The sequence below is a fragment of the Oceanicaulis sp. HTCC2633 genome (assembly GCF_000152745.1).
Lineage (GTDB): Bacteria > Pseudomonadota > Alphaproteobacteria > Caulobacterales > Maricaulaceae > Oceanicaulis.
Window position 1 is genome coordinate 1,590,657 of record NZ_CH672428.1, and the last position, 23,179, is coordinate 1,613,835.

The 23,179-nt window shown below is 58.9% G+C and carries 21 protein-coding genes; 11 read left to right on the forward strand and 10 right to left on the reverse strand.

Features of this window, described 5'->3' with window-relative positions:
• Positions 1 to 2 precede the first annotated feature (2 nt).
• The 3 genes from OA2633_RS07575 (at position 3) to OA2633_RS07580 (ending at position 3,188) form a co-directional block, all read left to right on the forward strand.
• Positions 3 to 2,117: a secretin N-terminal domain-containing protein gene (locus OA2633_RS07575; protein WP_162010986.1), complete on the forward strand. Its 2,115-nt coding sequence runs from the start codon at positions 3 to 5 to the stop codon at positions 2,115 to 2,117.
• 81 nt (positions 2,118 to 2,198) lie between these two features.
• Positions 2,199 to 2,747: an A24 family peptidase gene (locus OA2633_RS16110; RefSeq protein ID WP_156776181.1), complete on the forward strand. Its 549-nt coding sequence runs from the start codon at positions 2,199 to 2,201 to the stop codon at positions 2,745 to 2,747.
• A gap of 9 nt (positions 2,748 to 2,756) precedes the next feature.
• The gene (locus tag OA2633_RS07580; RefSeq protein ID WP_009801931.1) at positions 2,757 to 3,188 is read left to right on the forward strand and encodes a hypothetical protein; all 432 of its coding nucleotides are present in this window, start codon (positions 2,757 to 2,759) and stop codon (positions 3,186 to 3,188) included.
• A 3-nt stretch (positions 3,189 to 3,191) separates the two neighbouring features.
• On the opposite strand, the gene OA2633_RS15830 is transcribed toward OA2633_RS07580, so the two are convergent.
• The 3 genes from OA2633_RS15830 to OA2633_RS15835 are packed head-to-tail and all read right to left on the reverse strand — an operon-like array spanning position 3,192 to position 5,538.
• Complete coding sequence (locus OA2633_RS15830; protein WP_083783238.1) at positions 3,192 to 3,926, reverse strand: FkbM family methyltransferase; 735 nt, start codon at positions 3,924 to 3,926, stop codon at positions 3,192 to 3,194.
• A gap of 13 nt (positions 3,927 to 3,939) precedes the next feature.
• Positions 3,940 to 4,701 carry an ABC transporter ATP-binding protein gene (locus OA2633_RS07590; protein ID WP_040612539.1) on the reverse strand — a complete coding sequence of 254 codons (762 nt, stop codon included), beginning with the start codon at positions 4,699 to 4,701 and terminating at the stop codon, positions 3,940 to 3,942.
• 9 nt (positions 4,702 to 4,710) lie between these two features.
• Positions 4,711 to 5,538, reverse strand: coding sequence for an ABC transporter permease (locus OA2633_RS15835; protein ID WP_156776183.1), 828 nt, complete (start codon positions 5,536 to 5,538; stop codon positions 4,711 to 4,713).
• Positions 5,539 to 5,811: 273 nt separating this feature from the next.
• On the opposite strand from OA2633_RS15835, the gene OA2633_RS07595 reads away from it, so the two are divergent.
• From OA2633_RS07595 to cysN, 3 genes are all read left to right on the forward strand, one after another.
• Complete coding sequence (locus OA2633_RS07595) at positions 5,812 to 6,924, forward strand: DegT/DnrJ/EryC1/StrS aminotransferase family protein (RefSeq protein WP_009801934.1); 1,113 nt, start codon at positions 5,812 to 5,814, stop codon at positions 6,922 to 6,924.
• A gap of 218 nt (positions 6,925 to 7,142) precedes the next feature.
• Complete coding sequence (gene cysD, locus OA2633_RS07600) at positions 7,143 to 8,114, forward strand: sulfate adenylyltransferase subunit CysD (protein ID WP_009801935.1); 972 nt, start codon at positions 7,143 to 7,145, stop codon at positions 8,112 to 8,114.
• Position 8,115: 1 nt separating this feature from the next.
• Entirely contained in the window at positions 8,116 to 10,014 is a 1,899-nt protein-coding gene (gene cysN, locus OA2633_RS07605) for a sulfate adenylyltransferase subunit CysN (RefSeq protein WP_009801936.1), read from the forward strand.
• A gap of 50 nt (positions 10,015 to 10,064) precedes the next feature.
• Here the strand turns inward: cysN and cysQ are convergent, their stop codons facing one another.
• From cysQ to OA2633_RS07640, 7 genes are all read right to left on the reverse strand, one after another.
• On the reverse strand, positions 10,065 to 10,853 hold the full coding sequence (gene cysQ, locus OA2633_RS07610; protein WP_009801937.1) for a 3'(2'),5'-bisphosphate nucleotidase CysQ: 789 nt from the start codon (positions 10,851 to 10,853) through the stop codon (positions 10,065 to 10,067).
• A 165-nt stretch (positions 10,854 to 11,018) separates the two neighbouring features.
• Entirely contained in the window at positions 11,019 to 11,903 is an 885-nt protein-coding gene (galU, locus tag OA2633_RS07615) for a UTP--glucose-1-phosphate uridylyltransferase GalU (protein ID WP_009801938.1), read from the reverse strand.
• A 72-nt stretch (positions 11,904 to 11,975) separates the two neighbouring features.
• Complete coding sequence (gene glmS, locus OA2633_RS07620) at positions 11,976 to 13,799, reverse strand: glutamine--fructose-6-phosphate transaminase (isomerizing) (RefSeq protein WP_009801939.1); 1,824 nt, start codon at positions 13,797 to 13,799, stop codon at positions 11,976 to 11,978.
• A 135-nt stretch (positions 13,800 to 13,934) separates the two neighbouring features.
• Positions 13,935 to 15,236 (reverse strand): UDP-glucose/GDP-mannose dehydrogenase family protein, encoded by a 1,302-nt coding sequence (locus OA2633_RS07625; RefSeq protein WP_009801940.1) that lies wholly within the window; start codon positions 15,234 to 15,236, stop codon positions 13,935 to 13,937.
• Between the two features lie 90 nt (positions 15,237 to 15,326).
• Positions 15,327 to 16,835 carry a phosphomannomutase/phosphoglucomutase gene (locus tag OA2633_RS07630; RefSeq protein WP_009801941.1) on the reverse strand — a complete coding sequence of 503 codons (1,509 nt, stop codon included), beginning with the start codon at positions 16,833 to 16,835 and terminating at the stop codon, positions 15,327 to 15,329.
• A gap of 89 nt (positions 16,836 to 16,924) precedes the next feature.
• Positions 16,925 to 17,857: a Gfo/Idh/MocA family protein gene (locus tag OA2633_RS07635; RefSeq protein ID WP_009801942.1), complete on the reverse strand. Its 933-nt coding sequence runs from the start codon at positions 17,855 to 17,857 to the stop codon at positions 16,925 to 16,927.
• Positions 17,858 to 17,945: 88 nt separating this feature from the next.
• A complete protein-coding gene (locus OA2633_RS07640) occupies positions 17,946 to 18,935 on the reverse strand; it encodes an SIS domain-containing protein (RefSeq protein WP_009801943.1) in 990 nt (329 codons plus the stop codon).
• Between the two features lie 96 nt (positions 18,936 to 19,031).
• Here OA2633_RS07640 and rfbC point away from each other — a divergent pair, with 96 nt between their 5' ends.
• The 5 genes from rfbC to gpmA are packed head-to-tail and all read left to right on the forward strand — an operon-like array spanning position 19,032 to position 23,177.
• Complete coding sequence (rfbC, locus tag OA2633_RS07645; RefSeq protein WP_009801944.1) at positions 19,032 to 19,592, forward strand: dTDP-4-dehydrorhamnose 3,5-epimerase; 561 nt, start codon at positions 19,032 to 19,034, stop codon at positions 19,590 to 19,592.
• Complete coding sequence (rfbB, locus tag OA2633_RS07650) at positions 19,592 to 20,638, forward strand: dTDP-glucose 4,6-dehydratase (RefSeq protein ID WP_040612543.1); 1,047 nt, start codon at positions 19,592 to 19,594, stop codon at positions 20,636 to 20,638. Before rfbC ends, rfbB begins: the two co-directional genes overlap by 1 nt.
• Entirely contained in the window at positions 20,638 to 21,516 is an 879-nt protein-coding gene (gene rfbD, locus OA2633_RS07655) for a dTDP-4-dehydrorhamnose reductase (protein WP_009801947.1), read from the forward strand. Before rfbB ends, rfbD begins: the two co-directional genes overlap by 1 nt.
• Entirely contained in the window at positions 21,517 to 22,437 is a 921-nt protein-coding gene (gene rfbA / locus OA2633_RS07660) for a glucose-1-phosphate thymidylyltransferase RfbA (protein WP_009801948.1), read from the forward strand. It begins immediately after the preceding gene.
• 20 nt (positions 22,438 to 22,457) lie between these two features.
• On the forward strand, positions 22,458 to 23,177 hold the full coding sequence (gene gpmA / locus OA2633_RS07665) for a 2,3-diphosphoglycerate-dependent phosphoglycerate mutase (protein ID WP_009801949.1): 720 nt from the start codon (positions 22,458 to 22,460) through the stop codon (positions 23,175 to 23,177).
• Positions 23,178 to 23,179: the final 2 nt, after the last annotated feature.

Sequence of the window (23,179 nt, forward strand, 5' to 3'; positions counted from 1 at the left end):
CGATGCAAATCAAGCGTCTTAGCGTCAGCGCGCTTAGCTGTGTGGCCTTATCGGGCTGCGCCCTGAGCTCTTACGCACCGGAATCGCGTCTTGGCCCGACCCTGGAAGCCCGCGTACAAGAGATTGACGGCTCTGCAGCCTCAAGCTCCGCTCCTGTTGAGTCCTCCGCGCCCCAACAGTCTCTCGAAGAGGATCTGGTCTCAGCGCCTCGCACTGTGCCAGGACAAACAGGCAGCTCATCGGACTTGATGCTCACGGATTCTCTGGCGCTCCGGGGGCCCAGCATCAACGCCACTTTGCCGGCCCAGCCCCTGCCTTCATTTCTGGACACCGTGCTGGGCGAAATCCTCGAGATTCCCTATGCACTCGGTCCGGGCGTCTCTGATAGGGACGATATCGTTACACTTCGCAGCGTCGAAGACATGTCCCCTCAAACATTTTTCACACTGTTTGAGACCGCCATTGGCGAATATGGACTGGCTGTGGAAACCCATGACAACATGGTCGTCGTAGTTGAGAGAAGCGACCTGCGCAGCGCCATGCCGCAAATCATCCAGGCGCGCGCTCGATCCAGTGTCGCATCCCAGCTGAGGCCCGTGATTCAGTTTGTGGAATTTGATTATGCCGACGCCGCAGTTATAGAAGCCGTCGTTCGGCAAGTCTTCCCTGATACCCAAGGGCTAGGAATACAGACGCGACGTGACATCAACTCGATGACGCTCACGGGCCTGTCAGATATCGTAAACAGCGCTAATCGCCTGATCGAACAGCTTGATAGACCTCGGTTTGCAGGCGCTACCGCCGTCGCGCTATCGCCGCGCAACTGGGAAGCGGCCGAGCTGGCTCAGACACTCACGGATATCCTGTCTCTGGAAGGCTTCCAGATCGGCTTAGGAGGACGTCAGCCGCGGCCTCTGACTTTGCTTCCCCTTGAGCAGACCAACCAGATCCTGGTTTTTGCGAAGAACGAGGACAGCCTGGGTCACCTTATCGCAACAGCCCGACGGCTTGAAGAAGCTGCCGAACATGAAGATGTGACCCGTTCCTATGTGTACCAGGTTCGCAATACGGACGCAGAGGAGCTGGCGAACATCATCCGGACGGTCTTGGGTGAAACGGGGCGCTCCTCCTCGACCGGCGCAGAAACAACGGCCGGCGAGACTGCTGGCGCTTCCAGCGCCGTGTCATCCCGGCTCGCAGTCGATACATTTGGCAACAGGCTCATCTTCACCGGTAACCGGAATGAATATGACAATCTGGCGCGTCTTCTCGGTCAGTTGGATACTCCCGTATCCGAAGTCCTCGTGGAGGTGACGATTGCTGAGGTCATCTTCAGTGATACGACTCGTCTTGGCGTCGAATTCTTCTTGAACACACTTGGCGGAGACGTTCAGGTTGGAACGTCTGATGGCCTAGGCCTGTCATCTGGCGGTTTGTCAGCAATCGTAGACGCTGGACAACTGGATATTGAAGCCGCCGCCAGGTCCACAAACTCAAACATCAATGTCTTGTCCACGCCTCGTATAGTCGCGCGCTCTGGAGAATCTGCGGAAGTACAGGTAGGCACCGATGTGCCGATCATTACATCGCAGCGTGCCGCCAATACTCAGGATTCCGGCTCTACCGACATCCTTCAATCCGTCAGCTATCGATCCACAGGTGTATTGCTGACCGTTGAGCCAAGAGTCTACAGCAACAACCGGATCGATTTGACGATCATGCAGGAAGTCAGCTCGGCTGACGACAACCCTAACCAAGCTATCGCGAGCCCTATCATTTCCAATCGCCGGATGACGTCTTCAATTACACTCCAGGATGGCCAGACTGCGGTCCTCGGAGGGCTGATGAGTGAAACCGTCAACCGAGGATCAACGGGCGTGCCCCTGGTTCAGGACATTCCTGTTTTGGGCAATATCTTCAAGACGGAAACCTTCAGCAACGATCAAAGGGTGCTGCTTGTCCTTGTGACGCCGTATATCTTGAATGATCGTAACGATCGCCAGGAAATCGTGGATGTTTTCCAAGGAGAGGTGAATGATGCATTCGTATCGCGCCTCGGCCCTGGCGCAACCTTCTTCAGGCGAAGCCAACCCATTCAACTTGGTCGTGATGAATAACCAGCCCCATCACAGCCTGCATTGACCTGGAAAATTCGCGTGGCTCGCACTCAATACGGGCTCGCGTCCGAAAGGCTTGGCATGACGGGCACAAGACAGTTCGGCGGATCTTTTTTTCCGGCCGTGTGCTACGGCATAGCCGCCTTAATGCTTGTCTTGTTTTACTATCGACACCCAGGCGCCAATGCGCCCACAGACAGCGTTTATGGTTATGTATTGTTTGGAATAAACTGCTTTTTCTCTGCGCGAATTGCTATTTCTGACGCCCGCACTCTAAAAATTCCATTTCTGCACCTTGGCGTCATCGGTCTTACCGCAATATTTGTGGCTGCGATTTCACAGACCCTATTACCTAGCTTCCTTGCAGCAGCATCAGCCGCAATCACGCTCCTGACTGCAAGACAATTGACGACTTATATGACCGGGAAACCATCAATAGGCATTGGCGATATAATGCTGTCGTTCTGCCTAGGGTTTTGGCTGACCCCTGCAACACTCCCCTTCGCACTTATTGTGGCTATTACTGTTACGGCGCTATTCAGGTTAATCTTGGACTTCAGACTGGGCTCCAGAATACCCTTTGCTCCAGGCATAGCCCTTGGTTTTTGCCTTGTTGCAGCCATTGGATAGAATATCAAAATGAGAGAATTGAGGACCCTATCCGCGGATGGATTCAGCGTAATCGAGGCGCTAGCGGCTACAGCCTTGCTCGTTATCGCCCTCAGTCCTGTCTATAGCATGCTGCAACAATTATCAGATGCCGCTACACGGTCCATGCACTTAACGGATGCGGCGCACCAATATCGACTGATCTGCGCCCTCATCAAGACAGGTGACAACCCACCTGAAAATCTCAATGGATGGCAGGTTAGTATTGAGAGAAGCTCAAACCCCACAATCGACAGAAGCATAGTAGATGGGTATCTTGGCGCGGATTTTTTTAGCGTGACACAAGTCAGCTATCAAATCAGCCTTGAGAAGGACAACTTTCGGTACAACAACCAACTATCAGAGTTGGAACTAACGCCGATCTATGAAACTCCCGAAGATGCCATTTTTAGTCGCTTCTAGCCCTTAAAAGATACTATACTTTCTAGGATCAAAGCCTTCATCTTCTATAATTTCAAATTTTTCCGCAAATAGTTCTTTTCTAATAAAAATTATATCGCACTGCCAAAGCGCTTCATCGTAATAGCAAGGCTCGACGATATCAAAAACCACAAAACCCCGATCCTGCATCAAACTCACGATAGACACTAAGCGTGTCGATGTTGTTTCGACCATCACAACAGAACACTTCTCAACAAAACCTGTTGCGCCCAAAATAACACTTTCTTCGTTTCCATCAGTGTCAACTTTTAGAAAGGCATTGTGGTAATTGAATTGACCCTCAAAATAATGGTCGAGAGATACGGTCTTGATATTGTTTTCAGGGCATGAAGCATTCCCAAGAATAAACCTTGCACTTGATCCATTATCGCCAGCACCACCTGTGCAGTACATATGCCCTAGCTGATCCTGCAGACCTACGGCTACATTGATGACTTCATGCCTGATATGGCGGTAAGACTGACTTATCGCAGGGTTACATTCCAGCACAGGCTCAAACAAGTAGTGGTGCAATTCCGGGAATGAATCGATCAGCTCTCTTGTTCCCTGCAAGACACCCACATCGACAATACAGTCAACAGGAACACCCCTGCTTTTTAATGCACTAAAAGCTGCATTCTTTCTTGGCTCGCGCTTATTTTTTCCCATTATCAAAGCGCAAATATACACCCGAATTTTGTTTTTAATTAATTTTATCATGCAAAAATGCGCCCTAGCTGGTGCTATATTCCTTCAGTACTTCCTTTATTGGGCCGTCAGATCGGATTGTTCCGTTATCAAGCCAGATTGCGCGCGTACAATTCTCCAAAAGCAAGCTCATGCTGTGTGAAGCCAGAATTACGATACCCGCCTTGCCCACAAAAGAGGCCATTCGCTCATTCGCCATTTTGCGAAAGCTTGCATCACCGGCAGACAGCCATTCATCCAATATTAGAATTTCAGGCTCGAAAGCAGTTGCGATTGCGAAATTCAACCTCATCCGCATGCCCGCAGAGTAAGTCTCGACTGGAAGGTCCAGAAACTCGCCCAAACCTGTGAAGGCAGCAATCTCGGAACGCCGGGCTTCAATTTCAGATCGTGAGTGACCTGACGCCAGCCCCCGGAGGGTTATATTCTTGTTTCCACTCGCTTCGTTGCGAATGCCGAGATTGATGTTCACTAAACTCGTAGTCCGGCCCCGCACCTCAACGGTACCGTGATCTGGCGGATAGATCCCGGCCAAAACCTGCAACAAAGTCGTCTTACCAGAGCCATTTGACCCGATCAGACCGACGCGCTCTCCGGTTTCAACCTTGAACGAGACATCGCGTAGAGCTCTGACCCCTATGATTTGCCCATTCGGAGCCCTCAGCAAGCGAGAGGTGGCATTGTACCCTTCCGAAACATCCAGTGTCGCTGACGCATCCAGGCTACTACTTGCCCGATTGAACAAGGGATAAGTTACACTTAAGCTTTTAACATCGATGAAAGACATAAAGCGCACTCACAGCCAATATGGCAAACGCCTGCGAAATGCAGCCGCAACGAGCAGAGTAATAGCACCAGATATAATAGTAATAATGATTACTATTGCCCAACTTGTTAAACGCGGAGGTTCTCCCATTAGGGGCGCCCTCAAGACCTCCACATAATGAGTCAGCGGATTCAGGTCCGCGACGAATGCGCGCTGACCCGCCATACCCTCTCTCGACCAAAGTATTGGGGTTACAAATATCAGCAAACGACTGATGGACGTTACTAAATGGCCTAAATCTCGGTGCCTTGCAGCCGCCAAACCAAGAAAGTACTGAATGAATACTGCATTGACTAGGTACACGAATACCGCCGGAATAGCCCACAAGTAACTTATAGACGGAGTCCTTCCATATAAAATCATTAAAGCAATTATTATAATAAACTGCATAGTAAATGTCAGCACTGACCGCGTTATACTGCGGTAGACATGGACCGAATAAGGCAAAGGCATTGCTTTAATCCAAATTTTTGAAGACGTGAAAACTTCACAACCATCTATTAAATTGCCAATAATAAATAGATATGCCGCGTACCCTATCGCTACATGGAACACAAATTGATCCATTGGCATGCTAACAAAGCCTGAGAAGAAGTACGCAACCCCTGCTACGAACATGGCGAAAGAGACAAATAACCAAGATACTCCTAGCAGGCTCCTACGAAACCTGTGCTGGATCTCATCTTTAGCAAATTCGAACCATAGTTCAGCTTTCATCAGGCCCGATGCCATGTCGAGCAAGGCCCCACGCAGGCCTTTAGCCGCATGGGGATCATAGGTTTTCAGACGTTCACCCAACAAAGCGTCTACTCTCAGAAAAGCACGTGTGAACACGTAATGGACTAGTCAGCACCTGTCTATCCCAGCCAACCGTGCACCACTCAGCCAGCACGCGCTCTGCATGCCTGATGCAGAAAAACTCCCTCCACCATGACGCAAGCACTAAGCTGGATAATTGAACCCCTTCACCAACCATATGAAATAAAACGACAGGCTTCGTGACTTTTCTCCAAACTGCGAAGCTCATATGAGCAGGGTCACCCTTTTCGCTTTGCGCCAGGAATACGCATCATGCTGCCTTTCATTGACCTCGCCGCCCAGCGGGCCCGTCTTCAGCCCAAGCTGGACCAGGCCATCGCCAAGGTGATCGAGGAAGGACGCTATATCTTCGGCCCGGAAGTCACCGATCTGGAAGAGAAGCTTGCCGCCTTCAGCGCCGCCCGGCATGCGCTGACCTGCGCGAACGGCACTGATGCGCTGGCCTTGCCTCTGATGGCCTGGCAGGTGAGCGAGAAAGACGCCATCTTCGTGCCCAGCTTCACCTTCGCCTCCACCGCAGAAATGCCTGCGCATCTGGGCGCGCATCCGGTGTTTGTGGACATTGATCCCGAGACCTATTGCATGGATCCCGGATCGCTGGAGAAAGCGGTCGCCTGGGCGAAGTCGGAAGGTCTGAACCCGCACACCGTGATTGCGGTGGATCTGTTCGGTCAGCCAGCGGACTATCCGGCGATCTCGGCGATCTGCAAGGCGGAGGGCATGAAGCTGATCGCCGACAGCGCGCAGGGTTTTGGCTGCACGCTGGACGGCAAGCACCCGGTCGAATGGGCGGATGTGGCGACCATCAGCTTCTACCCCGCCAAGCCGCTGGGCTGTTATGGCGATGGCGGCGCGGTGGTGACCCAGGATGACGACTTGCAGCATCTGATGAAGTCGCTGCGCAATCACGGCGAGGCGGATGAGCGCTATTACTATGCCCGCATCGGCCTGAACTCGCGTCTCGACACGATCCAGGCGGCGGTTCTGCTGCTCAAGCTTGAAATCTTCGCAGACGAAATAAAAGCGCGCAATGTGGCCGCCGACGCCTATGCCAAGGGCTTTGGCGATGTGGTGAAGGCTCCCAAGGTGATCGAGGGCGGCGTGTCCACCTGGGCGCAATATACCATCGAGGTGGATGATCGTGACGCCTTCCGCGCCAGCCTTGCGGAGAAGAGCGTGCCGACGGCCGTCTATTACCCGGTCCCGCTGCATCTTCAGGACTGCTATGCGGCCTTCAAGCAGATGCCCGGCGGTTTGCCGGTGACGGAAGCGGCGGCCCATCGCGTGGTGTCGCTGCCGATGGACGCGTATCTCGAAGGCGACCGGTTGTCCCAGGTTATCGCGGCTGTGCGCGCATCCGTGTAATTGCGCGACCGCAGTGCTTGACCCTTCAGGCGCGGCTTCCGAATTGTGAGACGAACCAGACGGGCGGTCCCTCAGGGCCGCCCGTTCTTTCGTCGACGGACCGCGATAAAAATGCTGCAGTGCACAGTCTCGAGGTTTTGCCGGGTTTCTGCGCTATGCAAAAGCTCATAAACTGACTACCACATCCGCTGATCCTTTCATGACCAAGGGGCGTCGTCATGACCGACATCCAGACGCGCATCCGCACCTATGCGCAACGCTTCCAGAGCGGAGCCCAGCCACGGGCGCGTGAGCTTTCTCCACATCTCAAGGCGCTGGAGGCTGAGGCCATTCACATCATGCGTGAAGTGGCGGCCGAGTTCGAGCGTCCGGTCATGCTCTATTCGATCGGCAAGGACTCAACGGTCATGCTGCATCTGGCGATGAAGGCCTTCTTCCCGTCCAGGCCGCCCTTTCCCTTCCTGCACATCGACTCCTTGTGGGAGTTCCAGGCCATGGGCGAGTTTCGCGACGCGCTCAGCGAGGCTCTGGGGCTCGACATGATCGTGTGGGTCAATGAAGAGGGCAAACAGCGCGAGATCAATCCGTTTACGGATGGGTCGGCGCTGCACACCCAGGTGATGCGCACCGAAGGGCTCCTGCAGGCGCTCAATGACGGGCGGTATGACGCCGCGTTTGGCGGCGGTCGCCGGGACGAGGAGAAGTCCCGCGCCAAGGAACGCGTTTTCTCCTTCCGCAACGCCGCCCACGCCTGGGACCCGCGCAATCAGCGCCCCGAGCTCTGGCGCACCTACAACACCCGGATCCGCAAGGGTGAGAGCATTCGCGTCTTCCCGCTGTCCAACTGGACCGAAGTCGATATCTGGCAATACATCCTGGAAGAGGACATTCCCATTGTCCCGCTTTACTTCGCAGGCGAACGACCAGTTGTGGAGCGCGACGGCACGCTGATCATGGTCGATGACGAACGGATGGTTTTCGAGGACGGCGAAACGCCGGAAATGCGCAAGATCCGCTTCCGGACGCTGGGCTGTTACCCGCTCACCGGCGCTGTGGAGAGCGAGGCGGAAACGCTTGATGACATTGTTCTTGAAATGCTCACCGCGCGCACGTCCGAACGCGCAGGCCGCCTGATCGATTTCGACGAGGCGGGCTCCATGGAGAAGAAGAAGCGCGAGGGGTATTTCTAAGATGGCTGATGATGCAATCCGCGCTGAAGTCGCCGAACGTCTGACCCGGGCGGGGGAGAACGGGGTGCTGCGAGTGATCACTTGCGGCTCTGTGGATGACGGCAAATCCACCCTGATCGGCCGACTTCTGTATGACTCCAAGCTGCTCTTCGAAGACCAGATCAAGGTGCTTGAGCGCGATTCCCGCAAGCACGGCACTGCGGGTGAGGAAATCGACTTCGCCTTGCTGCTGGATGGCCTTGAGGCCGAGCGCGAGCAGGGCATCACCATCGATGTGGCCTATCGCTTCTTCAATACGGAAAAGCGCAAGTTCATCGTCGCCGACACGCCCGGTCACGAGCAGTACACGCGCAACATGGCGACGGGCGCCTCGACGGCGGACCTCGCCATCATTCTGGTGGATGCGCGCAAGGGCGTGCTGACCCAGACCAAGCGACATACCTATATCGCCAACATGATGGGCATCCGTCATGCCGTTCTGGCGGTGAACAAGATGGATCTGGTGGAGCATTCCCGCGCCCGCTTCCACGAGATCGTCTCCGAATACCTCACCATCGCCGAAGATCTGGGCTTTGCGACCATTACGCCGATCCCGATCTCCGCGCGCTATGGCGACAACATCTTCTCCCGCTCGGACGCCATGAAATGGCATGACGGCCCGACGCTCATGGAGCATCTCGAGCGTGTGGACACCAACACCGAGAAGGAAGCGGCCTATGCTTTCCGCTTCCCGGTGCAATGGGTGAACCGTCCCAATCTCGATTTCCGCGGTTTCTCCGGGACTGTGGCGTCAGGCGCCGTGGCGCCCGGCGATGATGTAGTCGTCGCGCATTCCGGCAAGGCGGCCAAGATCAGCCGTGTGGTGACGGCCGATGGCGATCTCGAAACCGCGAGCGCGGGCGACGCTGTCACGCTGGTCCTTGATCGTGAAATCGACATTGCACGCGGCGACATGCTGGCGGACCCGCAGCAGCGCCCGGAAGTCTCTGACCAGTTCGCCGCGGAAATCCTCTGGATGACCGAGGAGGAAATGCTTCCGGGACGGTCCTATCTGCTCAAGGCCGGCGGACAGGTCTCGCCCGTATCGGTCACGACCCTCAAGCACAAGCTGAACGTCAACAGCTTCGAGAAAGAGCCGGGCAAGTCGCTCAAGCTGAACGAAATCGGCGTCTGCACGCTCTCGACCTCGCGGCCCATTGCCTTTGATCCTTACAAGGATCAGCGAGAGACCGGCTCCTTCATCCTGATCGACCGCTTCACCAACCAGACGGTGGGCGCCGGCATGATCGAGTTCTCCCTGCGCCGGGCCAGCAACATCCACACTCACGCCATGGATGTGGACAAGGCGCGCCGCGCCGACATGAAGGGCCAGAAACCGGCTGTGCTGTGGTTCACGGGCCTGTCGGGCGCGGGCAAGTCCACCATCGCCAACCTCGTGGAGCGCAAGCTGGCCGAAGCGGGCCGTCACACCTACTCGCTCGACGGGGACAATGTCCGCCATGGGCTGAACAAGGATCTGGGCTTCACCGATGTGGACCGGGTGGAGAATATCCGCCGGATCGGGGAGGTGGCGAAGCTGTTCGTGGATGCGGGCCTGATCGTGACCTGCTCCTTCATCTCGCCCTTCCGCTCCGAGCGTCAGATGGTGCGCGAACTGGTGGACGAGGCGGAGTTCATCGAGATCTTCGTCGATGCGCCGTTGGAGGTCTGCATGCAGCGCGATCCCAAGGGCCTCTACAAGAAGGCGCAAGCTGGCGAGATCAAGAATTTCACCGGGTTCGACAGTCCGTATGAAGCGCCCGAAAGCGCCGAGATCCACCTCAAGACGGGCGATCTGTCTGCAGAGGATGCGGCCGAGCGCGTGATCGAGACGCTGATCGAGCGCGGCTTCATTGGCTAGGGCCTGAACCAGACGACGGGTCCTGTGATCCGTCGTCGCCCGTCAGGCCGCTAACGCGGCGGTTGGGCCCAGGCCACGAAGGCGCCGTTCTTGTAGCCCGCATCGGTCTTGCCGTAGCGGAAGGGTGCCCCCTGCGGATCCGTAACGACGCCGCCGGCGGCATTCAGCACGGCGTGTCCCGCGGCCGTGTCCCACTCCATCGTGGGTCCGAAGCGCGGATAGAGATCGGCCGCGCCTTCCGCCAGCTTGCAGAACTTCAGGGAAGAGCCCGCCGACACCGCCTCGGTGACGCCCTGGGCTTCGGCGAAGGCCTTCGTCTGTTCATCCGCATGCGACCGGCTCATCACGGCGGTCATGCCGGATGCGGGTTTCTCGCGGGTATGGGCCGGTGAGAGTTTCTCAGACGTCAGGGTTTCCCCCGGTTCGAATGCGCCGGTAAAGGCGGTTTCACCGCCCAGATAGAGCTGCTTGAGGGCCGGGGCGTAGACCGCGCCCGCGACCGGAGCGCCGTCACGGATCAGGGCGATATTGATGGTGAACTCGCCGCGCTTGGCGATGAATTCCTTGGTGCCGTCAACGGGGTCGACGAGCAGGAACTCGTCCTCGACAGAAGGCCGGATGCCGGCCTCAAAGCTTTCTTCCGCCAGCACAGGCACATCCGGCATCAGCTCGGCGAGCGCCTTGAGGATGATGACTTCGGCGCGCTTGTCCGCTTCCGTGACGGGCGATTTGTCGGCCTTCTGCTCGGCGGTGAAGTCGCTCTCATAGACCTCCATCACCGGGATGGCGGCCTCCAGGCAGATCTGACCAAAGGACCGGGCGAGAGCGTCGAGTGTCATGGTCAGATCCTTTAACTTTGAACTACATGCTTGCTTAGAATGCCCGTCATCAGGATAGTGTGTCGGGTTGCAACTAGCTGTTTCGGTGGCCATCTCGACCTTACGCAAACCCAAGTTCAAGATCTTTGTCGTATTGACCGGTGACGCCATCCGCCAGGCCGCGGGCTAGACCCGCCGATCGCCCTTCAGAAGGCCCGAGAGCACCGCCTCGCTGGCGGTGTGGTCCGCCTTCAGCGCCATGGCGGCGAACGCTTCCAGATAGCCCTGCGGCGAGCCGGTGTCATAGGTCACGCCCTCGAACTTGTAGGCGTGGAACGGGCGGGTCTTGAGCAGGGTCTCCATGGAATCGGTGAGCTGGATTTCCCCGCCGGCGCCGGGCGCCTGGTTGCCCAGAAGCTCCATGATCCGCGGCTCCAGAATGTACCGCCCCGAAATCATCAGATTGGACGGCGCCTGATCAACCGGCGGCTTCTCCACCATGCCCAGCATTTCCAGCAGCACGCCCTTGTCCGCGCCCGGCTTGATGACGCCGTACTTGGATACGTCTTCCTCGGGCACGGCTTCAACCGAGACCAGGTTCCCGCCCGTCCCGGCATAGGCGTCGACCATGCCTTTCAGGCAGGGCGTCGCGCCATCCATGATCATGTCAGGCAGCATCACGGCGAAGGGGTCATCGCCCACAAGATCGCGGGCGCACCAGATGGCGTGGCCCAGCCCCTTCGGCGCCTGCTGACGCACGAAGCTGCAGGTCCCCGCCTCGGGACGAAGCGTGTTCAAGGTCTCCAGGAGCGCCGTCTTGTTCTTCTGCGCCAGCGCATCTTCAAGCTCATAGGCGTGATCGAAATAGTCCTCGATCGCGCCCTTGTTGCGCCCGGTGATGAAGATGAAGTGTTCGATTCCGGCGGCCAGCGCCTCGTCGACGACATATTGCAGGGCCGGACGGTCATAGACCGGCAGCATTTCCTTCGGAATGACCTTGGTCGCCGGGAGCACGCGCGTCCCAAACCCTGCGACCGGAATGACTGCTTTGCGAACGGCGCCCGACATCATTTGCCCCCTGAGCATGATCCGCATGGTTGATAGCTTCTGAACCGTCTCGCCGCAATGTCTGCGCGAGCGCGATTACTCAACGGTCACGGACTTCGCCAGATTCCGCGGCTGGTCCACATCGGTGCCTTTGAGTGAAGCCGTGTGATAGGCCAGAAGCTGGATGGGCGCCGCCGCCACGATGGGGCGGATGAACTCGGGGCATTCGGGCATGGTGACGATGTGCTCGGCCGTGTCCACGGCCAGTGCAGCGCCCTGCTCATCCGTGATCAGAATGATCTCGGCGCCACGGGCGGCGACTTCCTGCATGTTCGACAACGTCTTCTCGAACAGCGCGTCATGCGGTGCGGCGACCACCACCGGCGTCCCCTCCTCGATCAGCGCGATCGGGCCATGTTTGAGTTCCCCTGCGGCATAGCCTTCGGCGTGGATGTAGCTGATTTCCTTGAGCTTCAAAGCGCCTTCCATGGCCAGCGGATGATAGACTCCGCGGCCGAGATACAGCACGTCCCGCGCCTGGGTCAGCCGCTGGGCGATCTTCTCGATCTGCGGCTCAACCCCGAGAGCGGCATTGATCAGGCGCGGCGTTTCCAGGAGCGCCGTGACGAAGCGCGCTTCATCCGCTTCGGTGAGCACGCCCCGGGCGCGACCGGCGCCGATCGCGAGAGAGGCGATGGCGGTCAACTGGGCCGTGAAGGCCTTGGTCGAGGCCACCCCGATTTCGGGTCCGGCCTGGGTCTGGGCGATGGCGTCCGCCTCGCGGGCAATGGAGGATTCGGCCACATTGACCACGGCCAGCGTCTTTGCGCCCGCCTGCTTGCAATAGCGCAAAGCGGCGAGCGTGTCGGCGGTCTCGCCCGACTGGGAGATGAACAGCGCCGCATCCTTCGGGCCGATCACCGGATCGCGATAACGGAACTCGGAGGCCACATCGATCTCGACAGACAGCCGGGCATGCTTCTCGAACCAGTACTTGCCAATCGCAGCGGCGTAGAACGCCGTGCCGCAGGCCGTACCCAGAAGACGGTTGATCGCTTTCCAGTCCAGAAGCCCGTCGGTGGTGAAACGGCCGGCGTCCACATCCACATAGCGCGACAGGGTGTGAGCGATCGCGTCGGGCTGTTCATGGATCTCCTTTTCCATGAAGTGCCGGTACTCGCCCTTGTCCGCAAAGCCGGCGACAGCGCGGGAAACATGCACTTCGCGATTGGCGGGGCGTTGCTGGGCGTCAAGGATGCGGACATCGCCCGCAGTGACGATGGCCCGGTCACCTTCCTCAAGATAGATCACCTTGTTGGTCCAGCCTGCGAGCGCCAGGGAGTCAGACCCGACATAGCCCTCGGTCTCGCCCAGCCCCACAACCAGCGGACAGCCCGAGCGCGCCACGTAAAGCGCATCCGGATCCTCGACATTCAGAGCGGCCAACGCATAGGCGCCGCGCAAGCGGTCCACGGCGGCATGAAACGCGCCCGCCATGTCGAGACCGCGCTTCAGGCCCGCGGCGATCAGATGCGCGATCACTTCCGAGTCGGTCGGGGTTGAACAGGCAAAGCCGGCCGCCTTCAGCTCTTCGCGCAATTCGGCATAGTTCTCGATGATGCCGTTGTGAACGATCGCGACCGGGCCTGAGGCATGGGGGTGGGCGTTCTCCAGCGTCGGCGCGCCATGGGTCGCCCACCGGGTATGGCCGATCCCGACAGCGCCATCGGCCGGGTCGCTGGCGATCGCCTGGTCCAGACCTGAAATCTTGCCCGGCGCACGGCGCCGCTCCAGCACGCCCTCCGGCGTGATCACCGCAACGCCCGCAGAGTCATAGCCGCGATATTCAAGCCGCCGCAGCCCTTCCACCAGGCGCTCTGTTACCGTGGTCGATCCGACGATGCCGACAATGCCGCACATGAGCTGCTCCTGACTCCAAACCGGGCCCTGCCGCCTTCGATAGCCATAGCGGCCCGACCTGGCCAGCGCCCCACACGCCTTAATGGCGTGAAAGGCTTCAACAATTACTGCGGCAGATTTCAGGCGCCGGAAACCCTATCGCCCCACGCTGACATAATTGAAGCCGCGGCCCTTCATGTCTGCGGGGTCGTAGATATTGCGCAGGTCCACGAGGATGGAGCCCTTCATGGACTCCTTCACACGATCCAGATCGAGCGCGCGGAACTCGTTCCATTCGGTGATGATCACCAGAACGTCCGCATCCTCCGTACACAGATAGGCGCCGGACGTCATCTCCACATCGCTCAGAAGCTTCTCCGCCTCCAGCGCGCCGGCCGGGTCATACGCCTTGATCCTCGCCCCCGCCTTCTGGAGCGCGGGAATGATGTCGAGCGAAGGCGCATCGCGCATGTCGTCGGTATTGGGCTTGAAGGTCAGCCCCAGCACCGCCACCGTCTTGCCCGACACATCGCCGTCGCACGCCTTGATGACCTTGTCCGCCATCGCCGCCTTGCGCTTGTCATTGATGTCGACCACCGTCTCCACCAGACGCACCGGGCTGTCATGCTCCTGCGCCGTGCGCGTCAGCGCCAGCGTGTCTTTCGGGAAGCACGAGCCGCCATAGCCCGGACCGGCATGCAGGAACTTGTTGCCGATCCGGTTGTCCAGGCCGATCCCCTTGGCCACCTGCTGCACGTCCGCGCCCACCGCCTCGCACAGATCCGCCATCTCGTTGATGAAGGTGATCTTCATCGCCAGGAACGCGTTCGCCGCGTACTTGATCAGCTCCGACGTGCGCCGCGCCGTGAACACGATCGGGGTCTCGTTGAGAAACAGCGGACGATAGAGCTCGCGCATCACTTCGCGCGCAGTGTCGTTCTCAACGCCCACGACGACACGGTCAGGGCGCTTGAAGTCCTCGATCGCCGCGCCCTCGCGCAGGAATTCGGGATTGGACACCACCGCGAACTCCGCATCCGGACGGGTCTTGCGGATCACCGCCTCAACCTCGTCGCCCGTCCCCACCGGCACGGTGGACTTGGTCACCACAACCGTGAACCCGTCCATGGAGCGCGCGATCTCTTCAGCCGCCGCGTACACATAGCTCAGATCCGCATGACCATCGCCCCGCCGCGACGGCGTGCCCACCGCGATGAACACCACATCCGCCGCCTTCACCGCATCGGTCAGATCCGTCTCGAAATCCAGGCGGCCCTCGCGCACATTGCGCTCGATCAGAAGATCAAGGCCCGGCTCGTAAATCGGAACCCCGCCCGAGCGAAGCTGATCGATCTTCTCCGAATTCTTGTCGATGCAGGTCACATGGTGACCAAAATCAGCAAAACACGCCCCCGAAACCAGACCCACATATCCAGTCCCGATCATTGCTACGCGCATGGGGTTTCCTTCCTAGAACCAGGGTTGCTGACCGGTTTCTGATAGGCCATTCCGGCCAGAATGTGACAACCCAAAATCACAGGCGGCGAGCTAGAGTTCCTGGTCAAATGCGCCGATCTCGGGATGCCGGGAGAGCTCGTCCTTGATGGCCGCGAAGATCATCTTGACGTCGTCCGCGCTGTTGGGGCTCTCCACCACGATCACGAGATTGGGGGTGTTCGAACTGGCGCGCACCAGACCCCAGGCCCCGCCCTCAAGGGTGAAACGCACGCCATTGACGGTGTTCACATCAATGATCTTGCGACCTGCGACGTCTGCGCCTTCGGCCTCTTTCGCCTGGAAACTGGCGACGATGCGCTCGACCACAGCATATTTCTCTTCGTCCGAACACGCGGGCGACATGGTGGGCGAGCCATAGCTGACCGGCAAATCCGCCTTGAGATCGGCGACAGACTTGCCCGGATTGCGATCCAGCATCTCGAGAATGCAGCGCGCGGCCACGATGCCGTCATCATACCCACGTCCGACCGGCGGCTGCAGGAAGAAATGCCCGGACTTCTCGAACCCGGCCAGAGCGCCCAGCTCATTGGCGCGGCGCTTGATATAGGAATGGCCGGTCTTCCAGTACTCAGTCTCGCAGCCATTGGCCTTGAGTACAGGATCAATGGCGAACAGGCCGGTGGACTTCACGTCCACAACGAATTTCGCGCCCTTGTGACGCTCAGACAGGTCGCGCGCCAGCATCAGGCCGACCTTGTCCGCGAAGATCTCCTCGCCGGTATTGTCAACCACGCCGCAGCGATCGCCATCTCCATCAAAGGCAAGGCCGATATCCGCGCCCGTTTCCTTCACCCGATCCGACAGAGCATGCAGCATCTTCATGTCTTCAGGATTGGGATTGTATTTGGGGAAGGTGTGATCGAGCTCGCAGTCCATGGCGATCACCTCAACACCCATGGCTTCAAGGGTCTCAGGCGCGAACGCGCCCGCCGTGCCATTGCCGCACGCGACCACGGCCTTGATCCTGCGCTTGAGCGAAACGCCTTTGGACAGTTCGGCCTTGTAGGCTTCAGCCACCCCGGTCTCGCGCACATAACCCCCGCCCGGGCGCGCCACGCCCTCATCGTTCAGCACGATCTCCTTCAGGCGGCTCATCTCATCGGGACCAAAGGTGAGCGGGCGCTCGACGCCCATCTTCACGCCGGTCCAGCCATTGGAGTTATGGCTGGCGGTGACCATGGCCACCGAGGCGATGTCGAGATGGAACTGGGCGAAATAGGCCGTTGGCGAGAGCGCCAGACCAATATCGTGCACCTCGATGCCCGCCTGCATCAGACCGACTTCCAGCGCTTGCTTCACGCTGAGTGAATAGCTGCGGAAGTCGTGGCCGGTGACGATCCTGGGTTCCTTGCCCAGCTCGTGGATCAGCGTGCCAAGACCCAGGCCCAGCGCCTGGACGCCATACAGATTGATCTGGGGCGGTTGATCCGAGCCCGGATGGCCGAACCACCAACGCGCGTCATATTCGCGAAACCCGGTGGGCGTCACGAACGCTTCTGTTTCAAATTCCCAGGTATTGGGCTGAAGGTCGGTGCGCATTCTGGTCCCCTGTGATCGGCGCGAAGTGAAACGCGCCCCCGTCTTTTCGCAACTCTGCCGCGTACGGAATTAGCAAACAAGTGTGACGGCTATTGCCCTGCAGCCGCATCAATGCGTTCGGCGAACCGGACTGCCGCAGCCCCCGCCTCACCCGGAGCGGCAGGTCCGGTCGCCCGTCCCAGAACCGCCTCCACAAATCGCGCCACATTCGCGCCCAGCGGATCGCGGCCTTCAGGCGTGTCCATGTAATCGGGGTTGAGGTCAAAGCCGGTCGTGTTCTTGAAGGTGCGGGCCACGAAATCGATCTCGATCACGCCCGCCTCATACTCCACCACCATGCCGCGGCGCCGGTCATCCGCGATCCGGCTGGCCTTGAGTTCAAGCTCGGCGCCATTGGAAAAGCGCGCCGACATGCTCACCTCGTCGAGACTGTCGCTACGCTCGGTCTTGCCCTCGACGGACAGAGTTTCGGCGTCCGCCTGACCGATCAGGGTCAGCGCCAGATCAAGGTCATGCACCATGAGGTCGAAAGTGACGGAAATGTCAGTGCTTCGACCGCTCCACGGGCCTTCGCGCCAGGCGGTGATGCGCCGGGGCGGGGTCTGGATGCCAGTCAGGCCCATGACGTCGAAGACCAGCCGTTCCTGATGCCCGCAGGCCAGCGCCACTTGATGCTCGGCCGCCAGCCTTACCAACTGATCGGCTTCTTCGCCGGTCACCGCCAGCGGCTTCTCGATGAGCACGGGCTTGCCGGCGCGAAGCGCCCGTGCGCCCATTTCAGCATGGGTGACGCCGGGGCTGGCGATGGTGACCACGTCCACAGCCTCCAGGAACAGCCCCACCTCTGAATAGGCCGTGACGCCATGCTTGTCCGCCAGGGCCTGGGCGCGCGCCTGATCAGGGTCAAAGATCGCGGTCAGCGTGGTGTCCGGGTTCTCGACGTATTTGCCAGCGTGATAGCCCCCGAACACGCCTGCGCCGATGACGCCTGCGCGCAAGGGAGAGGTCGCCGTACTGTTCATGAAGATGCCTCGTCATGCTGAAGGCCTGAGGGTGTGCGCCGTCTTAGACCGCGTTCGGACCGGTGGCAAAGGGCCGGATCGCCGCGCCCTAGCTGACCCCGGCGCGCAGAAGATCGTGGATATGCAATAGCCCCACCGGCTTGCCCGCCTCATCGCAGACAAAAAGCTGAGTGATCTTGCGGTTGCCCGCAGTCATCACGCGCAGGGCGTCAGAGGCCAGGGCGCCGGGCGTGGTGGTTATGGGGCCGGGCGTCATCACACTCTTCACCGACAGCTCGATCAGGTCCGGGCCCATCCTGCGACGCAGATCGCCGTCGGTGACGATGCCCGACAATTTGCCGTCGCCATCGGTGACGCCGACGCAGCCAAACCCCTTCTCACTCATCACGATCAGCGCATCGCCCATGCTGGCGAGCTCGGGCGCGAGCGGCATGGCGTCGCCGGCATGCATCAGCTCATCGACGCGCGCCAGCGCCGAGCCGAGCGCGCCGCCGGGATGAAAGCGCGCAAAATCGGTCGCAGTGAAGCCCCGCGCCTCGATCAGCGCCACCGCGAGCGCATCGCCAAACGCCATCATCATCGTGGTCGAGGTGGTGGGCGCGCGGGTCTCGCCGCACGCCTCGGGAGCCTTGGGGCAGAGCAGAAGGATGTCAGAGCCTTTCGCCAGCGTGGACTCCGCCCCCGCCGTCATGCCGATCAACGGCACGCCGAAGCGCCGACAATAGGCGATCATGTCGCCCAGTTCCTTCGTCTCTCCCGAGTTTGACAGCGCCAGCACAGCGTCATCGGCCGTGATCATCCCCAGATCGCCATGGCTGGCTTCAGCCGGGTGCACATAGGAGGCAGGCGTGCCGGTGGACGCCAATGTCGCAGCGATCTTGCGCGCCACATGGCCAGACTTGCCGACACCGGCGCAGATCAGCCTTCCCTTGAGCCCGGCAATCCGCTTGACGACACGAACAGCCTCTTCTGAAAGAGCGTCAGACAATTGCGAGAGACCGGACATCTCAAGGGACAGCGTCCGTCGCATCGACGCCAGTATTTCACCAGCATCGTATTCAGTTTCGTGTTCAGGCATCAGAACTCCCAAGAGATATCCTCATTCCCTCTAGCAGCGTCGCACGAGCCTTGCTAGATGACGGACCACACTCCAGCTTCGAAAAATACGTGCAAGATGCAGCTCACTTCTCTTCAAATACCCGACGTTAAGCTCATCTCGCCCAAACGGTTCCGCGATGACAGGGGCTGGTTCAACGAAACCTGGTCTTCAGACAAACTGGCCGGGTTGGGCTTCGTGCAGAGTTTTGTTCAGGACAACCTGTCTTATTCAAGCGCGAGCGGCACGCTCAGGGGGCTGCACTGCCAGCTACCGCCTTGCGCGCAGGGAAAGCTGGTGAGTGTCGTAACAGGCGCTATCTGGGATTTTGTGGTGGATGTACGGACAGGCTCTCCCACCTTTGGCCAGTCGGTCAGGATTGAGCTTGATGAAAACACTCCGCATCAGCTCTGGATACCCGAAGGCTTTCTCCATGGCTTTCTCACACGCGCCCCTGACACCAGGGTGAGCTACAAGGTGACCGCGCCCTACAGCCCGGCCCATGATCGCAGCATAGCCTGGAATGATCCCTTCCTGGGTCTGGCGTGGGGAGTCGCGGATCCCGTCTTGTCAGACAAGGACCGGCAAGCGCCTCAGCTGAAGAACAGCGATGTTCATTTCACCTACGAGTCTTCCTGATGTCTTCTGAACGTCCTCGCGCGCTGGTTACCGGAGGGGCCGGCTTTATTGGTTCAGCATTGGTTGCGGAATTGATAGATGCAGGATGGACGGTCGCCGTCCTTGATACCCTGTCATACGCTGCAGCCCCCGGGACCATAGCGCTCCTGAAACAGCTTGATCACTGCACACTCGTGAAGGGTGACATTCGCGACAGACACGCCGTCCGAAATGCATTCAAGCTTGCCGATCCTGACGTCATTTTTCACGCCGCGGCCGAGACCCATGTCGATCGGTCCATCGACGCAGCGACTGATTTTGTCACAACCAATGTGATTGGAACCTTCGAGCTTCTGGAAGCGGCCCGAGACTGGCGTGACACCTATCCTGAGCGCAAAGTCACTTTCGTTCACGTTTCGACCGACGAAGTGTTCGGTGATCTCCACGATACGGGCCAGTTTGACGAAGCCAGTCCTTACGCTCCCTCTTCTCCCTACTCCGCAACCAAGGCAAGCTCCGACCATCTTGTCAGAGCGTGGGCGCGAACCTATGGCCTCGATGTCCGCATCTCCAATTGCTCAAACAATTACGGACCCCGCCAGTTTCCGGAAAAACTCATCCCGCTGACGATCCTGAACGCATTAGAGGGCAAGCCGCTGCCGGTTTACGGAGATGGTGGACAGGTGCGTGACTGGCTTTATGTGAACGATCATGCGCGTGCCTTGCGGCTGATCGCTGAAAAAGGCGAGGCCAGTCGGACGTATTGCGTAGGAGGAAATGCAGAACAGACGAACCTGAATGTCGTGTACCTGCTCTGTGACATCCTCGACGAACGCATTGAAAAACCGGACTCCCATCGTGAGCTGATAACGTTTGTGTCAGACCGCCCAGGGCATGACAGACGCTACGCCATCGACGCATCTCGCATAAAAGCCGAGCTGGGCTGGCGTCCAGGCCAGACCTTTCAGGCTGGACTGAAGAAGACAGTAGACTGGTATCTCGCCCATGAAGACTGGTGGCGCCCTCTGGCTCAGCATTATAAGCGCGAACGCCTGGGAAACATCTAATGGCATTGGCTGCAGCACCCGAGTTCCTGATCTTTGGAAAATCCGGTCAGCTTGCGCGTTCCCTGGCGGCTCAAGCGCGCTGTGAAGACGTCTCTTTGCTCTGCGCAGGCCGAGACATCGCGGACCTCACCATCCCTGGACACGCACGCGCTCTGATCGAAAGGCTTCAGCCACGTTTCGTCATCAATGCTGCGGCCTATACCGCCGTCGATCGAGCTGAAGACGAAACGCTCCTCTGCAACGCCATAAACGCAGATGCGCCTGGTGAAATGGCAAAGGCCTGCGCCAGCCAGGGCAGTCGGTTTATTCACGTCTCCACTGATTATGTGTTCAATGGAGAGTCCGATACGCCCTACACTGAAGATTCCGAGCCGGACCCTATCAACTTCTACGGCCAGTCAAAACTTGAGGGTGAGCTCAAGGCGCTCAACTCATACGATCAAACAACCATTGTCCGAACATCCGCCGTTTTCTCAGGGCTCGGCGATGACTTTCCCTGTAAAATCCTCAACCTTGCGGCCTCCAGAGAGACTTTGAGAATTGTGGACGATCAAATAACCGGCCCCACCCCGGCCGCTGAGCTTGCCCGCAGATTGTTCGCACTGGCCAGATCCCCCTCGGCCTACGGTGTGTTTCATTGCGCCGGACAGCCCTTTGTCAGTTGGGCAGGTTTCGCCGCGGCCTTTCTTGAACAGGAAGGCTCTGCCATCGGGACCCGGGTGATTCCAGTCTCCAGTGAAGAGTATCCAACCCGCGCCCGGCGTCCGAAGCGATCCCGCCTTGGGGGCGACCGCCTCAAGGAGGCGACGGGTTTGCATTCCCCACAATGGCAGCAAAGCCTTGGCTTGATGCTCGACGCCTGGCGGGCGAGTCGGTAAATGCAACCCATGACACATAACAACATCACCTCTCGGGAAACGTCACACCGCAAGGGTATTCTGCTGGCTGGCGGATTGGGGACACGACTTGCGCCGCTAACACAGTCGGTCTCCAAACAATTGCTGCCCATCTATGACAAACCGCTCGTTTTCTACCCCCTCTCCACCCTGATGCTAGCGGGCATCAAGGACGTGCTCGTCATCTCGACACCAGATCATATTGACCAGTTCAAGCGATTGCTGGGCGATGGTTCTGACTGGAACATGCACATTTCCTATCAGGTCCAGGCGGAACCCAAAGGGGTGGCCGAAGCCCTCATCCTGGCAGAGAGCTGGCTAGACGGCGCCCCCAGCCTCTTGGCGCTGGGTGACAACATCCTGCACTCGACCGGACTCACGGGATTGCTGCTGGACAGCGTTCAACCCAGTCAAGGAGCTACGATCTTTGCGTTTCCGGTTCAGGATCCGTCACAATTCGGTGTCGTGGATTTCGACGAGAACGGCGCTGCGATCAGCTTGGAAGAGAAACCGTCCAACCCACGGAGCGAGTGGGCCGTTACAGGTCTGTACGTTTATGATGAAACAGCATCACAGAAAGCACGCTCTCTGTCTCCCTCAACGAGGGGCGAGCTCGAAATCACCGACCTCAACAAACTCTACCTGTCCGAGAAAACATTGAATGTGGTTCGTTTCCCCCGTGGCACGACATGGCTGGACACCGGAACCCTGGACGGTCTGGTCACAGCCAGTGAATGGGTGCGCGCAACTGAGCGCCAGAACGGCTTTAAAATCGCTTGCCCTGAGGAAATCGCCTGGCGGAATGGATGGATTTCGCGCGAGCAGCTGGCTGCGATCAGCCTCCGCTACAAGAATGAATACGGCGCTTACCTGAAACGGCTTAGCGACAGCTCAAAATCCTGAAAAATTCGGAGTATCCCATCATGACCCGTCTTGTGCTCACCCGTCACGGCCAGAGCGTCTGGAACCTTGAGAACCGGTTTACGGGCTGGGTCGATGTGGATCTGACCGAAGAGGGCGTCAAACAGGCCAAACGCGGCGGCGAACTGCTCGCTGAGGCCGGGTTCAAACCTGACTTCGCCTGCACCTCGGTGCTCAAGCGCGCCATCCGCACGCTCTGGTTCGCGCTTGAGGGCGTCGATCGGGTCTGGGTTCCTGTGGAAAAGACCTGGTTGCTCAATGAGCGCCATTACGGCGCGCTGACCGGGCTGAACAAGGCCGAGACCGCCGAGAAGCATGGCGAGGAGCAGGTGAAGATCTGGCGGCGCTCCTATGACATTCCGCCGCCGGCCCTTGAAACGACCGACGAGCGTCATCCGCGCTTTGACGACCGTTACGCCAGTCTTGATCCGGCGCTGCTGCCGGGCACGGAAAGTCTCAAACTGACGCTCGATCGCGTCGCGCCCTATTTCGACAGCACCATCGCGCCGAAGATCAAGGCAGGCGAGGACATCCTGATCTCCGCCCATGGCAATTCGCTGCGCGCGCTGATCAAGATGCTGTTTGACGTCTCTGCAGACGACATCGTCAAGGTGGAAGTCCCCACCGGCAACCCGCTGATGATCGAGCTCGATGGCCTCAAGCCGGTCTCCGCGCGCTATCTCGATGAAGATCGCGCCCAGCCGCTCGACTTTGCGAAGTGATC

Excerpts from the sequence above, each read along its gene's own strand:
- OA2633_RS07575 (WP_162010986.1), top strand. The coding sequence starts at position 3 with ATGCAAATCAAGCGTCTTAGCGTCAGCGCGCTTAGCTGTGTGGCCTTA.
- OA2633_RS16110 (WP_156776181.1), top strand. The coding sequence starts at position 2,199 with ATGACGGGCACAAGACAGTTCGGCGGATCTTTTTTTCCGGCCGTGTGC.
- OA2633_RS07580 (WP_009801931.1), top strand. The coding sequence starts at position 2,757 with ATGAGAGAATTGAGGACCCTATCCGCGGATGGATTCAGCGTAATCGAG.
- OA2633_RS15830 (WP_083783238.1), bottom strand. The coding sequence starts at position 3,926 with ATGATAAAATTAATTAAAAACAAAATTCGGGTGTATATTTGCGCTTTG.
- OA2633_RS07590 (WP_040612539.1), bottom strand. The coding sequence starts at position 4,701 with ATGTCTTTCATCGATGTTAAAAGCTTAAGTGTAACTTATCCCTTGTTC.
- OA2633_RS07595 (WP_009801934.1), top strand. The coding sequence starts at position 5,812 with ATGCTGCCTTTCATTGACCTCGCCGCCCAGCGGGCCCGTCTTCAGCCC.
- cysD (WP_009801935.1), top strand. The coding sequence starts at position 7,143 with ATGACCGACATCCAGACGCGCATCCGCACCTATGCGCAACGCTTCCAG.
- cysN (WP_009801936.1), top strand. The coding sequence starts at position 8,116 with ATGGCTGATGATGCAATCCGCGCTGAAGTCGCCGAACGTCTGACCCGG.
- cysQ (WP_009801937.1), bottom strand. The coding sequence starts at position 10,853 with ATGACACTCGACGCTCTCGCCCGGTCCTTTGGTCAGATCTGCCTGGAG.
- galU (WP_009801938.1), bottom strand. The coding sequence starts at position 11,903 with ATGATGTCGGGCGCCGTTCGCAAAGCAGTCATTCCGGTCGCAGGGTTT.
- glmS (WP_009801939.1), bottom strand. The coding sequence starts at position 13,799 with ATGTGCGGCATTGTCGGCATCGTCGGATCGACCACGGTAACAGAGCGC.
- OA2633_RS07625 (WP_009801940.1), bottom strand. The coding sequence starts at position 15,236 with ATGCGCGTAGCAATGATCGGGACTGGATATGTGGGTCTGGTTTCGGGG.
- OA2633_RS07630 (WP_009801941.1), bottom strand. The coding sequence starts at position 16,835 with ATGCGCACCGACCTTCAGCCCAATACCTGGGAATTTGAAACAGAAGCG.
- OA2633_RS07635 (WP_009801942.1), bottom strand. The coding sequence starts at position 17,857 with ATGAACAGTACGGCGACCTCTCCCTTGCGCGCAGGCGTCATCGGCGCA.
- OA2633_RS07640 (WP_009801943.1), bottom strand. The coding sequence starts at position 18,935 with ATGCCTGAACACGAAACTGAATACGATGCTGGTGAAATACTGGCGTCG.
- rfbC (WP_009801944.1), top strand. The coding sequence starts at position 19,032 with ATGCAGCTCACTTCTCTTCAAATACCCGACGTTAAGCTCATCTCGCCC.
- rfbB (WP_040612543.1), top strand. The coding sequence starts at position 19,592 with ATGTCTTCTGAACGTCCTCGCGCGCTGGTTACCGGAGGGGCCGGCTTT.
- rfbD (WP_009801947.1), top strand. The coding sequence starts at position 20,638 with ATGGCATTGGCTGCAGCACCCGAGTTCCTGATCTTTGGAAAATCCGGT.
- rfbA (WP_009801948.1), top strand. The coding sequence starts at position 21,517 with ATGCAACCCATGACACATAACAACATCACCTCTCGGGAAACGTCACAC.
- gpmA (WP_009801949.1), top strand. The coding sequence starts at position 22,458 with ATGACCCGTCTTGTGCTCACCCGTCACGGCCAGAGCGTCTGGAACCTT.